General features: G+C 36.4%; 11 protein-coding genes. 3 read left to right on the forward strand and 8 right to left on the reverse strand.

Translation table 11 applies throughout. The annotated features are described in order from the left end of the window. Positions 1 to 231: 231 nt before the first annotated feature. From AB6811_RS00115 to AB6811_RS00150, 8 genes are all read right to left on the reverse strand, one after another. Positions 232 to 900 (reverse strand): mechanosensitive ion channel family protein, encoded by a 669-nt coding sequence (locus AB6811_RS00115; RefSeq protein ID WP_369488166.1) that lies wholly within the window; start codon positions 898 to 900, stop codon positions 232 to 234. Continuing rightward, entirely contained in the window at positions 901 to 2,463 is a 1,563-nt protein-coding gene (locus AB6811_RS00120; RefSeq protein ID WP_369488167.1) for a GNAT family N-acetyltransferase, read from the reverse strand. Between the two features lie 10 nt (positions 2,464 to 2,473). Next, complete coding sequence (locus tag AB6811_RS00125; RefSeq protein WP_369488168.1) at positions 2,474 to 3,289, reverse strand: mechanosensitive ion channel family protein; 816 nt, start codon at positions 3,287 to 3,289, stop codon at positions 2,474 to 2,476. A 2-nt stretch (positions 3,290 to 3,291) separates the two neighbouring features. Next, entirely contained in the window at positions 3,292 to 4,095 is an 804-nt protein-coding gene (locus tag AB6811_RS00130; protein ID WP_369488169.1) for an ion transporter, read from the reverse strand. Further along, a complete protein-coding gene (locus AB6811_RS00135; protein ID WP_369488170.1) occupies positions 4,076 to 5,953 on the reverse strand; it encodes a mechanosensitive ion channel family protein in 1,878 nt (625 codons plus the stop codon). The genes AB6811_RS00130 and AB6811_RS00135 overlap by 20 nt, the downstream gene beginning before the upstream one ends. Positions 5,954 to 6,678: 725 nt before the next feature. Then, positions 6,679 to 8,091 (reverse strand): ArnT family glycosyltransferase, encoded by a 1,413-nt coding sequence (locus tag AB6811_RS00140; RefSeq protein WP_369488171.1) that lies wholly within the window; start codon positions 8,089 to 8,091, stop codon positions 6,679 to 6,681. Positions 8,092 to 8,256: 165 nt separating this feature from the next. After that, the gene (locus tag AB6811_RS00145; protein WP_369488172.1) at positions 8,257 to 9,114 is read right to left on the reverse strand and encodes a leucine-rich repeat domain-containing protein; all 858 of its coding nucleotides are present in this window, start codon (positions 9,112 to 9,114) and stop codon (positions 8,257 to 8,259) included. Between the two features lie 352 nt (positions 9,115 to 9,466). Continuing rightward, positions 9,467 to 9,697 carry a GDCCVxC domain-containing (seleno)protein gene (locus AB6811_RS00150; protein WP_369488173.1) on the reverse strand — a complete coding sequence of 77 codons (231 nt, stop codon included), beginning with the start codon at positions 9,695 to 9,697 and terminating at the stop codon, positions 9,467 to 9,469. A 147-nt stretch (positions 9,698 to 9,844) separates the two neighbouring features. Here AB6811_RS00150 and AB6811_RS00155 point away from each other — a divergent pair, with 147 nt between their 5' ends. The 3 genes from AB6811_RS00155 to AB6811_RS00165 all read left to right on the forward strand — a co-directional run bounded on the left by AB6811_RS00155 (position 9,845) and on the right by AB6811_RS00165 (position 14,573). After that, positions 9,845 to 11,596, forward strand: a complete 1,752-nt coding sequence (locus tag AB6811_RS00155) for a bifunctional metallophosphatase/5'-nucleotidase (RefSeq protein WP_369488174.1) — start codon at positions 9,845 to 9,847, stop codon at positions 11,594 to 11,596. Between the two features lie 5 nt (positions 11,597 to 11,601). Continuing rightward, the gene (locus tag AB6811_RS00160) at positions 11,602 to 12,237 is read left to right on the forward strand and encodes a 7-carboxy-7-deazaguanine synthase QueE (protein WP_369488175.1); all 636 of its coding nucleotides are present in this window, start codon (positions 11,602 to 11,604) and stop codon (positions 12,235 to 12,237) included. A gap of 119 nt (positions 12,238 to 12,356) precedes the next feature. Then, the gene (locus AB6811_RS00165; RefSeq protein ID WP_369488176.1) at positions 12,357 to 14,573 is read left to right on the forward strand and encodes an amino acid permease; all 2,217 of its coding nucleotides are present in this window, start codon (positions 12,357 to 12,359) and stop codon (positions 14,571 to 14,573) included. Positions 14,574 to 14,622: the final 49 nt, after the last annotated feature.

Raw genomic sequence — 14,622 nt, forward strand, 5'->3', positions numbered from 1 at the left:
TCAGGAATTAATTTTTACTTTAAATTCGGGAGCTTCAACCAAATGAAAGGTAGCTGATGCAAACTTTATCTCTCCATTTGTTGCTTCAATTGTATTTAAAATCTTTGTAAATAACTCGGTTTTAGTAATTCTTCTCCGTTTGTAATCGACAACGTAACGAAGTGTATATTCAACCCAATTATCATTAGCAATCAATGACACCATAGGTTCGGTTTGTGCATTTTCAAGACGCTATTTATTTTGAAGAAAATCCCATTTTTGTTTTGATTTTTCAGATAAATCTCCAGAAACCTCTTTTCCAATTTTAAGTAAAATTTCACCAGTTTTTTCGTAGTTGCTTCCGTATTGAATCGGTATTTTTATTTCGTCCCAAAGAAAAGGGAAATCGCCAGAGTAATTATAAACAGGTTCTTTAAATACAAAACTGTTTGCAACCAATACAATTCTTCCGTTATATAAGTCACCATCAACCCATTGCCCAGTTTCCATAATAGTCGTCCTTAGGATACCAATGTCCATTACATCTCCTTTAATACCGCCTAATTGAACCCTGTCACCACTTTTGTAAAAACCGCCAAACATTATGGCCAGCCAACCCGCAAAAGAGGCGATAACTTCTTGTAAAGCAAAAGCAATACCTGCACCTGCAACACCAAAAGCAACAGTCAACCCACCTAGTTTATCACTGAAAACTATTGTTACAAAAAGTATAGTTAGAAAGTATCCTATAAAACTTCCAAATTTCTTGGCTCGGTAACGATGGTCATTGTCTTTAATCTTTGAAAAAAGATTTTTCTGAATAATTTTAACAATTATCCAAATAAAAGCAATGCCAATAAAAATTGTAGCTATTTTTTCTACTATCGGATTGAAGAGCCATTTATTGATTTGTTCTTCCATTTACGCGTTTATTGTCGTTACATTGTTGTTACTTTCTTCATCATTGCCTCCTAAATAGGTAAGAGAGTAAAAATCCTTTCTCCGATTTTTTAGATTTTTTACGCTTCCATAATTATGCAACTCATCTAGTAATTTTAAATCAACATCGGATATTAAAACCATTTCTACATTAGGCGTAGCTTCACTTTTTATTCCATTAGACGGAAAAGCAAAATCGCAAGGGGTAAAAACGACAGATTGTGAATAGTTTACATCTAAATTGTTTACTTGGGGCAAATTACCCGTGCTTCCTGTAATGGCTACATAACATTCGTTTTCTACCGCTCTTGCTTGTGCACAGGTACGCACTCTCATATATGCATTTTGTGTATCTGTCAGGAAGGGTACAAATAGTATTTGCATTCCTTGTTCCGCTAATATTCTGGATAGTTCAGGAAACTCTACATCATAGCATATCAATATTCCAATTTTTCCTGAATCCGTATTATACACCTTTATAAAATCGCCTCCTTCCATACCCCAGTATTTAGTTTCGTCAGGTGTAATATGAATTTTTTCGTACTTATCAATCTTACCGTTTCGATGGCATAAAAACCCAACATTCTTTAGTTTGCCGTTTTCATACATCGGCATACTGCCGGTTATGATGTTAATATTATATTTAATGGCCATGTTAGAGAATTCATTTTTAATTTCATGCGTGTATTGTGAAATGGCCCTCATAGCATTAGCTTCAGACATTTTATCAAATTCATACATGAGTGGCGCATTAAAAAATTCTGGAAATACCACAAAATCTGAATGATATGCAGAAACTGCATCTACAAAAAATTTGGCTTGAGAATAAAACTCCTCAATATTTTTAAACAATCGCATTTGCCATTGCACAAGCCCTATACGTACAACAGTTTTAGATGATTGTTTATCAGACTTTGGTTCATAGTAAACATTGACCCACTCCAATAGCGTTGCATATTCCTTGCTTTGTGTATCTTCCGGCATATAGTTTTGTAACAACTTAACTACATGAAAATCGTTACTAAGTTGAAAACTAAGTACAGGATCATATATTTCTTTTTGTTTTACTTTTTGTATATACTCTTTTGGGGTTAGTTCGGAATAATACTTTTGATAGCTAGGTATTCTTCCTCCGAAAACTATTCGTTTTAGATTTAACTTTTCACATAATTCTTTCCTGGCATCATACAATCTTCTCCCTAATCTTAATCCTCTATAATCTGGATGAATAAAAATTTCTATTCCATACAAAGTTTCTCCATCATTAGTATGGGTAGAAAATTTGTAATTGTCTACAATTTCTAAGTAAGTATGTCCTTTTTCAAATTTCGAATAATCGACAATTATTGACAAAGCACAGCCCACAACCTTGTTATCAACAACGGCTACAAATTGACCTTCCGGAAATTTTTGAAGTAAGGCAGTAATGGATTTTTCACTCCATAAATTGCCGGCCCAATTTGGATACGCTTTTTTCATTGACTCAATGAGTTCCGGAAAATTATCTAGTGTTAGGTTTTTAATTTCGACTTGATTAATATTCATCTTTATCGGATTAATTGTTATTTGCTATATGAATGACTCTTTGTGGAAATGGTATGCTGATATTGTTGTCCTTAAGGGCTTTAAATATTTCAACGCGAAGTTCGCTTTTAATATTTTCAACCCGAAAAACTTCATTAGTGTAAAAATATACTGAAAAGATTAAGGCAGAGTCTGCATAATCTTCAAATCTTACGAATGGTTCGGGTGAGTTTAACACCTGCTCATGTGCTTTTGCTACTTCTTTTAAAACTGGCATTAAAACTTGTATATCAGTAGAATAGTCAACACCAACGGTAACTTTAAACCTTGATGATATTTCACTATGCGTCCAGTTTATAACACTATTGCTAGTAAGTGTTGAATTGGGCAGTATTATGTAATTCCCATCTCTACCGAGTACGGTTGTGGTGCGGAAATTTATTTCCAGCACTTTATAAATCATTGAATTTACTTCAATAATATCGCCAACTTTTAATGTTCTGTCAAGTAATAGAATAATTCCTGAAATAAAGTCGTTGAAAAGGTTTTGTAACCCAAACCCTAACCCAACAAGTAAAGCGGCTGAACCTGCAAGCAAAACTGATACATTAAAACCAAGTAAGTGAAGACTTATAACAAATGTAATTACAATGGATAAATATTTGAAAAGTTTAGATATTGAAAACTTTTTGGCTAAATCTAAGGTGCTTGATTTATAAATTACACGTTTGATTATAAAGTAAATAAAAATCACAAAGCCAAGAAAAACAATTAAACTTAAGACATTCTGGAGTTTCAGGGTGTAATCACCTAATTCGATAATATTTGTTTGTAAAAACTCTTTCATGACTAATTCTTTTTTAACATTGAACCGCAGTTTGTACAATAATTTGAAGTTTCAATATTATTAGTATTACATTGAGGACATATTTTATTCTTTTCTGACGATTTTGACATTTCTACGGTAATAATCCCTGTTGGAACAGCTATTATTGCATAACCAATTATCATGGCAAGAGATGAAATGAATTTTCCTAAAATTGTATGAGGAACAATATCGCCATAGCCCACGGTTGTAACAGTAATTATTGCCCAATAAATACTTTGAGGGATGCTGGTAAAACCGTTTTCGCCATTCTCAACAACATACATAATTGTGCCTAAAAGAATGACTATAGTAAGCACTGCCGAAAAGAATATCCCGATTTTGTAGGAACTTGCTCTTAATGCTCTCAATAAAAATATAGCTTCGCGATTGAAACGAACAAGCTTTAGAATTCTGAAAACCCTAAGCAAACGCAATATTCGTACTACAAGCAGATAATGATAACCGTAAAAGAACAAACTTACATAGGTTGGAAGAATTGCAAGCAAATCAATTATACCCCAATAACTAAAAATATAGCGAATTGGCTTGGGACTTATGTATATTCGCATAAAATATTCAATGCTAAATATAACAGTAAAGACCCATTCTATAGTGTAAAATTCATTTTTATAGATCAGGTTTAAGTATGGAACACTGTCTAATACTGCAATGAGAATGCTAAGTAAAATACACCAAAGCAACAAAATGTCAAAACGCTTGCCAGCTTTTGTGTCGCTCTCAAAAACGATTTGGTAAAGACGATATTTATTTACCATCCTTGTCATCCAACTTTACATTAAAATTAGGTGCTTTATAGTCATTTGGCAAATAGTCAGCAGGAATAGTTGTCATATTTCCGTCCCTCACTGCACGATAGTGTGGTGAAAGGATTTCAATACCTCTTTCATTAAATACATCCTGAATATTTTGGTGCAAGTTTGAATATATTAATGCCTGCTTTCCAACTTCTCTTATATATGCGTTTATTTGGTACGAAACATAGAAATCATCTAGGCTGGTTTGTAGAACAAAAGGTTTTGGCTCATCAAGTATCAAATCTGTTCTCAATGCTGCATCAATCAAAGCCTTATGCACATTTTTCCAGGGTACATCGTATCCAATGGTTACAGTCGTGTGAATGATTAATCCCTTTTCCCTTGCTTCGCTGCTATAATTTGTTGTGTTGCCGTTAAGAACTGATGAATTTGGGATTGTAATAACTTCATTCTTAATAGTCCTAACCCTTGTAACTAATAGCGTTTTTTCAACCACATCACCTGTAACATCACCAATCTTTATTCGGTCGCCTATTTTAAAAGGTCGCATGTAAGTTATTACCAATCCGGCAACCATATTTGCAATGGCGGATGATGAACCCAAAGAAAACAGAACTCCAATAAATACAGAGACTCCTTTGAAAATATTTGAATCAGAACCAGGCAAATAAGGAAATATTAAAACAAACATAAATGCATAGAGCAGGAATTTTACAATACTGTAGGTCGGCATTGCCCAATCGGCATGAAAGCCCGATATTTTTAGCTTTTCAGATTCAATTTCATGAAAAATATACTTTACAAAGCGTATTACATACTTCATTACAAAGTAAATAACGAGGATGCTGAACAGGTTGGGCAAGTATTCCCAAACAGCTACTAAAACCCCTTTGAATGGAGACCAGATAAGATGAAAAAGTGCATCTGCCCATGTGCGCGAGAATGGGAAGATGCTGAAAATAATGGGTAAGGTGATATAAAGTAAAACCGCATAAACGAACCAACGGAATATCTTTAATAAAAATAAAACAACTTGCAATTCCTGTTCAGCTGTTAAAAATGTATAATCCTTGTAGGCCAAGTTCTTAAGCCATTTATCTTTTTTAGAGTTGATAAATAATAAAAGTTTTGAATAACCTTTGCCAACCAGCCAAATCATTAACCAAGCAATCCCAATTACGAGTAGTACCAGACCAATCCTTGCAATAAGTTTTAACCAGCTATTCTGATTTTTAGCTTCAACTATGGATTTTTTTATGGTTTCTTTTAATGATTGGGCTAATTCGGGCATGCTTTTACCATGCCATATTGCATCGTTCTCTGAAATACTCATTATTATAATATCGCCATAAACAATATCGAGGGTGTTTTCCGATTTCATGACCAGAATAGAATCAACTTTTAAAAAATCATCTTCGTAAAGTTTTTCTATTTTTCTACTTATGTTTATTGCTCTCTCTTTCGGGGTTGATGCTCCAATTTTTGAGTAGATAAGAAAAAGAGTGTCATTCATTGGCCCTATCACAGGATAACCTTTGGCGGTTTTACGTAACGATTCAATATATGCTTTTTTATCTTCTATTCTTTTTTTCTCCTTTTCTTCAATTGATTTTAGCTGTTGCAGCAATTCTTCTTTTTGAAGGTTGTCAGTTGTTTTCAATTTAAGTAGTTGAGATTCCAATTCAGCCTTTTTAATCGAATCAGCAATTCGCTGTTGCTCAACTTCGGCAAGTTTTTGGTTTAACTCATGCAATACGATATTATTCAGGGAGTCTTTACCTTGAACTAAAACATCAGTTTGCCCATAAGATGCAATGCTGAATGTGAGCATAAGCAACGTTGCTATTTTTTTTAATAAGTTTTTCATAATAGCAATTTTAGACTATAAAATTACAAAAAAAAGGTTTGTTGGCTTATTCCTCTATCATCATTTTTCATCTTATTTGTCTAGTCCTGATATACGGGATAGGCAGTATCGAGAAATCTCATTAAAAAGTGAATGAAGGTACAAAGTGATGCTTCGGCTAGCTCAGCATGACATCAGGGCTAAATTCTCTTCTGCTAACAACCATCAACCATCAACTATCAACTAAACTGGTATCACAGAGTTACACAGCGTAACACGGTGTTACACAGAGCGTATGGCGTGGCATTCTCGAACAACGAAGAACGCTTTCAGCCCCGTAGGGGCGTAATATTTGTATCTCCATGGCCACTCCCTCACGAGCAGCGATGCACACAATGACATTCCAAAGTTCAATACTGAAACGTTGCATCGCAAAGGAAAAAAAACATTGTTCACGCACGTTTGTAAACGCATGCGACATACGCCACTCCGCCGGGTTACTTTCAGTAAATGTGGTAAAAAATCCTCATGTTCAGGCAAGTGAAAAAAACTTTTTATGTCCGGCTGAAGCGCTGCGTTTGGCATGTACTCTGCTCAACCTCTTTATTAAACGAGTCCGCAGACGCGCTCTAACACAGGGGATTGTGGGCTATTTACAGTCAAGGAATATTTAACTTTGTTACAGATAAAAATCTTTGTATACCTCTTTATTAATCCCAATGGCTAAATTATGTGTTGGCAATTATCTATAGTTCATAAATGCTATAATCTTCATTTTCTAAAACCTTTCTATAGCGATTTAGTGAAGTTGCAGTTCCAAAGCTTCTTTTTAAAATTACAATATATTTAAGTCCCTTGCCTTTCAATGACATAATATATTCTTCATCCCTTATTTTATCATTAGTATTAACCCAACCCTTTCTATGTGCAAAATACATTGGTGTTGGATAACTACCACTATTAATTATTATTAAATCATTCCGAAACGACATGCTATCAAGGTCTTTTTCTAGATTTAACAAATGCATGTCTTTTTCTTTAATTCTAAAATCATGTTGTTGATTAGCAATGCCTTCTACTGATATTGCAATCAATAAAATTATGGCTAATTTTGAATACTTAATTTTGGATAAGCCATAGCCTGCAACCAGAGCCATTACTGGAACGAATGGAATTATATAATAGTTGTGATGTGAAAATGTAAATCCAGCTTTGAGTATAATTATGGAGAAACTTATAAAAGTCAGTATAAACAAATATAAAATCTTCGAATCACTTTTTATAAATGAATAACCTAATCCAAACAAAAAAACACCAAAACCTATAAATTTCAATGCAGTATCATAAAATTTACTCAACGTTTCGTTTATGTTCAGTAAAATTTCATTAAAACCTTGACTAATCCCCTTTCCCATGAAGAAATGCCAAAATCCGTATTTATCAACAAGATAAGGTACCCAATAGTAGTACCAGACAATTACAGGTAAAACCCCAATTAACGAGACAGTAGAAAAAATTACTTTTCTTTTTATCGGAATACTCCTATCGAAAAGAAAAAAAACAAAAATAACAAGTAAGAAACCTGAGGGCAGTTTTGATAATACTCCCAAAGGCATTAATACTCCATAACAAATTAAATTCAAAGAATTATTCTTACTTAAAGTATTTTCCAAATAATTACTCCCAAAAAAAATACTTGCAGTTATTAATGACATGGAAAAAGTATCCGGCATTATTTTTCTCGAAAATTGAAACCATATAGAAACAGCTAATACTATCGTAGAAGGGAAGGCAACTTGCTCGGAAAAATATTTCCTTATGAGTTTGTAAAAGTAAAAAAGTCCTATACTAGAAATAATCAAATTTATTAAACGTCCATACCAATGTTGATAACCAAAAATCTTAGCTATTATGTAAATCAAATAATTTAGCAATGGAAATTCCATTCCAGTAATACCTGATTTTTCCCCCGCAATATCAATTCTTGGATAAAAAATATTGTTGTCAACTTCCAGGAAGTTTCTTGCAACCATAATAACGGTAGTCTGTCGCCAATTATGTCCAACCTCCAAGGGTGGATTTGTGATACCAATCAGTCTGATGATGAATAATACAAATATCCAGAATCGTATATCCTTCAATGTTTTTCTTGTAATCATCTATTTTTCAGTATTGTTCTTAAATTGTTGCCAACGTTTGACAATATGGCCAGTAAGGGATTGCGGGCGATTCCCTATCACGGTACACGTAAAGTTGAATCGGGCTACAAACCTTCGCATACCACTGAAACCCTTATTGGCTATATTGTGTGTTGGCTACAGTGTTTATTCTATCGTTCGTTTAAAATATTGTCCACTCGTCGCTATGAATGGCTTTTTGACGTTTTTAAAATGAAACGAATTTAACGTCTTTTCATCGTCTATCCAAAGTTCTTCCAATGCTGGAAACTGAGATAAATCAAGCTGTTTTATTTGTGTAGATTTAATATCAAGCTTTTTCAAATGTGGCAAAACAATTTTGTTATCTATTGAATTTATTGGATTTACGTCAATAATCAACTGCTCTAATCTTTCAAGTTTTGATAAACTTATTGGTAATGTTGATAATTTAGATTGTCCAATTTGTAAAAACCTTAGATTTTTCAGCTGTGATAACAATTCTATTGTATCTTCTAAATCCAATTTGTCTTGTTGTCTAAAGTTCACTACACTTAAATGTTGAAGCTTAACTATTTTTCTTGGTAATTTTTCTATTTTAACTTGATAGCAATCAAATATGTTCTCAATTTCATCTCCATATCTCATAAAAGCATATGAAATCATACCAACTTTAGGCTTAACTAAGTAATAATTTTTCCGTATCACTTGTGCAAAAACCAAATATTCACCTAAGTCAATAGAAGAATGTTCAAATAGCTCTTTTCGATAATATTCTTGATTTTTAAGATAACTCGATTTCCAATTTTCCTTGACTTTTAATATCAAGTCAGTTGGTGCAGATTTTTCAAAAAGATTCTGGGCTAATTTCCTTATTTTAGAATCTCGATGAAAATTAGCCAAATTCAATATGTATGATAGTATGGGTTTATTAATCACTGATTCATTTAAACGATTCAAACAATTAATAACTATAGAATCATCTTCGCTTATTAGTAAATCAAATATCTCGTCTACGTTAATCATAATTTGTGTAGTAATTGTCTTGTTAACATTGTAGCCAACTAGTTTATATGCGCTACTTTGTTGCGCCTTATTTCCATTTTTGGATGTATAGGCGCTATAAAATAGCGTTTTATTGTTAGAACAAATATAAAAAATTTTTCACAAATAATCACGCGGACTTTTAAATCCTTTGCATTCCATTTTCACTAACAATTGAGGTTGTTCTTTTATGATTGATAGTGAGTTTTGTAGAACGCAGATTTCGCTGATTTAATTGATTTACACAGGATAAATTAACCAAACACCAAACACTAAACTCAATCTCCCCTGCACACTGCACACTGCACACTGTACACTGCACACTATATTTCCATTACCCGCAACAGCTGCAACCCTTTTGCCCCTTACTCTCCTGCTCCTGTAAGGGTGGGCATTTTACGCTGCCGTATGAGCAGAATACACAGCAGTCGCCAGGCTTGGGTTTTAGCAGCTTCCCGCAGTTGGTGCATTCGTAAAAGTACTGGCAGGTGTCGGTAGGCATGGTTTCAACCTTGCTATATCCACAATACGGGCATGTGATGGTTGATTGCAGGATTATATTCATACTAACATAGAATTATTTTTTGAACGTAATGTTCTCAATTTTGTTCAATATTTATAGGTTTGGTTAGATACCAATACAATATTGCTTAAACCCACAGTTGCAAACCTTAACCGTTAGGGCTATCTTTGAAAATAAAAATTTTATAGCATGAAGTGGTTTAACCGTTTATTTATCAGCATTTTACTGCTTGTTGCAGCATTTACGGCTTTCGCACAGCGGCAGGTAACAATTAAAGTGCTTCAAACCAGCGATGTGCATGGTACTCTTTTCCCATACGATTTCATTAGAAATACTCCAACCGATGGTAGTTTGGCGCGTGTTTACACATACGTGAAGCAGGAGCGCAACAATCCCAACCAGCAGGTAATTCTGCTCGATAATGGCGATATTCTTCAGGGTCAACCCACTGTTTACTACTCCAACTTTATCGATAGTACAAATCCGAATATTGTTTCGCAGATGTTGAACTACATGGGTTACGATGCCGCTACGGTTGGAAACCACGATATTGAGACTGGCCCTGGGGTTTACCGAAAGGTGGAACGGGAATCGAATTTCCCTTGGCTGGCGGCCAATGCGGTTAGCACAACCACCGGCAAGCCCACCTTTAAGCCATACGTGGTGTTGGAACGCAATGGTATTAGGATTGCAGTGCTTGGCCTCATAACGCCGGGCATCCCCAAGTGGCTCCCAAAAATTCTTTGGCCCAACATGCAGTTCAACGATATGGTTGAGTCGGCCAGGTATTGGGTGAAATACATTCAGAAAAAGGAGAAGCCACAGGTAATCATTGGCTTGTTCCATTCCGGGCACGACACTTCGTATGGTGGAGCCGATGCAGCCGAGAGCCATAACGAGAACTCATCGCAGCTAGTTGCGCAGCAGGTACCCGGATTTGACATGGTGCTCATTGGGCACGATCACGACCGGGTTGCCCGTAAGGTTATTAACGCAAATGGCGACTCGGTGCTTATACTTGACCCCGGCGCCTCGGCACGCTTACTCTCTGAGGCTACCATTACCCTGAACCTGAATAAGCGGGGTAGGGTTGAGTCAAAATCCGTTACCGGTAGGTTGGTTGAGATGAAAAACTATGAACCCGACCCTGATTTTATGAACCAGTTCTCAGATTTTTACAAGCGGGTGAACGACTTTGTGAGCAGGCCCATTGGAACAATTACAGAGACTATATCGAGCGCAAATGCCTATTTTGGGCCAACCGCATTCATGGACTTGATTCACGATGTTCAGCTCAACATTTCCGGTGCCGATATATCGTTTGCCGCACCACTCTCATTCGTTTCAAAAGTCGACTCGGGTACAATTACCGTTAGCGATATGTTTAAGCTGTACCGTTTTGAGAATTTCCTTTACACCATGGAGCTAACCGGTAAGGAGATTGATGGATTCCTGGAGCACGCGGCATCGCTTTGGTTTAATACCATGACAGGTGCTGATGACAATTTGCTACGATTCAAGGAAGAGAATGGCAGGAAACGTCTATATGCCAACTACTACAACTTCGATTCTGCAGCGGGTATCTACTACACCATCGACGTTAGTAAGCCTGCTGGTGATAGGGTTACCATTACTGGAATGGCCAATGGCTTGCCCTTTGATGAGAATAAAACCTACCGGGTGGCCATAAACTCGTACCGAGGGAATGGTGGAGGTGGCCATTTAACTGAGGGCGCTGGCATACCTCACAATAAGCTTCAACAGCGTGTTGCGAAATCAACCGACAAGGATTTAAGGCTTTACATGATGAAGTATATTGAGGGTCAAGGCAAAATTAGCCCGCAGTGCCATAACTACTGGACTATTGTTCCTGAACCCTGGGTAAAGGCAGCCATGGAGCGCGACAAGAAAATTCTTTTCAGTAACAGGCCAAACGACTAATTCCCATGAACTTTTACGATACCGTTAAACAGTTTGACGATGGCCGGATGCTCCCGCTTGTGGAGGAGTTTTATACCCTACAGGGTGAGGGCTATCAGACTGGTAGGGCTGCATACTTCATTCGCATTGGTGGTTGCGATGTGGGTTGTTCCTGGTGCGATTCCAAGCTGTCGTGGAACCCGGAGGTATTCCCTCCCGTTAGGGTTGATGAAATAGTTGAGCGGGCAGCAAGTTTTCCTGCAAAAGCAGTTGTGGTTACCGGAGGTGAGCCAACCCTTTACCCGCTCGATTATCTATGCACTGAACTCAAGAAGCGGGGTGTTCAAACCTTTATTGAAACTTCCGGGGCCTATACCCTTACCGGCCAATGGGATTGGATTTGCCTATCGCCTAAAAGGCAGCAGCCACCCACTGAGGGCATTCACATGATGGCCGATGAGCTAAAAGTAATAGTATCCACTCCTGCCGACTTTGAATGGGCTGAGGAGAATGCCGCCAAGGTAAAAGCAACCTGCCAGCTTTTTCTCCAGCCTGAGTGGAGCGTTTACAATCAAATTATTCCGGCCATTGTTGACTACATTATGCTCCATCCCAAGTGGCGAGTTTCGCTTCAGGCGCATAAGTTTATGAGGATACCTTGAGGGTAAATCCAAGGCAGAGGTGTGCCTGAATTATTTTATAGGGTAAGTGTTGTGTTAAAAACTTAGGGCATTTTAAATCTAATGAAAAAAAAATTAATTTTGCTTATTAACCTAAGTATATGAGCGAAAATATTAAAAAGTTTGGAACAGCGCCAGTGTTCTTCACTGCTTTTTCCACTATTCTTGGCGCAATACTTTTCTTGCGATTTGGTTTTGCAGTAGGTACACTGGGTTTTTTTGGTGTGATTTTAATCATTTTGCTTGGACATATGGTTACTATTCCCACCTCGTTTGCCATATCGGAATTAGCCACTAACAAACGTGTAGAAGGGGGAGGGGAATATTTCATTATATCAAGGTCATTCGGTTTAAATATAGGTGCAACCATTGGAATTGCGCTATACCTCTCTCAGGCCATTAGTGTTGCCTTCTATGTGATTGCTTTTACTGAATCATTTCAGTTTTTATTTGATTTTATCGAAAAAACATATGGCTTTTCGCTACCCAGACAGGCAGTAAGTTTGCCGTTAATGTTGCTGTTGAGTTATGTAATACTTAAAAAAGGAGCAAACCTTGGAGTAAAAGCGCTATACGTTGTAGTAGGAATATTAACCCTATCACTTATCTTGTTTTTTCTAGGTAAAGGTGAAACCGTTTCAGGAGTTGATCTAAATATTTTTAATGAACCGCTTAGGAATGTTGACCAATTTTTTGTGGTGTTTGCAATCATATTTCCTGCCTTTACAGGAATGACTGCAGGAGTTGGATTGTCAGGCGACCTTAGAAACCCTGCAAAGTCAATTCCAATAGGGACCATTTCTGCTACCATTGGGGGAATGATAGTTTACTTTTTCATTTCATATAAGCTGGCAAGCTCAGCTTCACCCGAAGCATTGATTGGTAATCAGTTTGTGATGAGCGATATTGCCCTGTTGGGATGGTTATTTATACCATTAGGTTTGGCTGCATCAACGCTTTCGTCGGCTTTGGGATCTGTGATGGTTGCTCCAAGAACCTTGCAAGCCTTGGCTTTGGATAAAACTTTTCCTGTAAAGCAGGTTAACTCCTGGTTAGGTAAGTCCCGCGACGAAGATAATGAGCCATACAATGCATCTTTAATCACTTGTATTATTGCATTGTTTTTTGTTGCAATTGGCGATGTTAATATGGTTGCCCAAATTATTTCGATGTTTTTCTTAATAACTTATGGCACTTTATGCTTAATCTCCTTTTTGCATCATTTCGGTTCATCTCCATCGTATCGTCCTTCCTTTAGGTCAAAGTGGTATATTTCACTTGTTGGATTTGTTACCTCGGTTTGGGTAATGTTAAAAATAAGCATGGTGTACACCCTTCTGGCCTTAGGTATTATAGTATTACTGTACATTTATATTGACAATGTTCATAAGAATCGTAAAGGGCTTTCTTCAATTTTTGCAAATACCATTTTTCAGATAAATAGACGCTTACAGATTTATTTACAGAAGAGCAATTTGGTTCGTTCCATATCTGACTGGCGACCAAGCGTTATTTGCATTTCAAAGGATTCGTTTGTTCGTAATAATGCATTTTTGTTAACTAACTGGATATCATACAAGTATGGTTTTGGTACATACTTGCATCTTATAGATGACTATTTCTCAAAAGCCTCATATCTAAAATCCCAGGAAGAGCTTAAACGGCTCATCCATAACTATGGCGACAATAGCCACGTTTACATTGATACGCTAATCTCACCATCGTACACATCTGCTATTGCCAATTCCATTCAAATGCCAAGCATTTCAGGAATGGAAAACAATATGGTCATTCTTGAATGCCTGAAGGATGATGCTGACGAGATGGATAAGATAATTGAAAATCTTAATTTGATTAACGCAGGCAATTTTGATATAGCGATTTTAACTTCCAGCAATAAACCTATAATTTATAAGAATGGGATTCATATCTGGATAAAAACAACCGATGCTGATAACGCTAACTTAATGATAATTTTGGGATTTATTCTGCTTGGCCACCCCGATTGGCATGGGGCCGACATTAAAATCTTTGATTTATGCAAGAAAAGCGATGTGGCTGAAACCCGAAGACAAATGAAGGAGCTGATAGATAAAGGACGACTACCCATCACTCCTCAAAATGTTAAAATTATCGTTGAAGAGCAAGATAAGTCGAATAAGGATGTTATCAACCAATACTCAGTAGATGCAGGATTAGTAATTGTGGGTTTTAACCGTGAGAGTATTAAAAATCAAGGCAAATCAATATTTGAAGGCTATGATAATTTGGGGAATGTGTTGTTTGTTAACTCATCAATAAATAAGATAATTGAATAGTCATCTCAGGTAAGCTGTTTTTTACGTTCGAGGGAATGTTCGCTAAATT

This window comes from Tenuifilum sp. 4138str (genome assembly GCF_041102575.1).
In the GTDB taxonomy this organism is placed as follows: Bacteria; Bacteroidota; Bacteroidia; order Bacteroidales; family Tenuifilaceae; genus Tenuifilum; species Tenuifilum osseticum.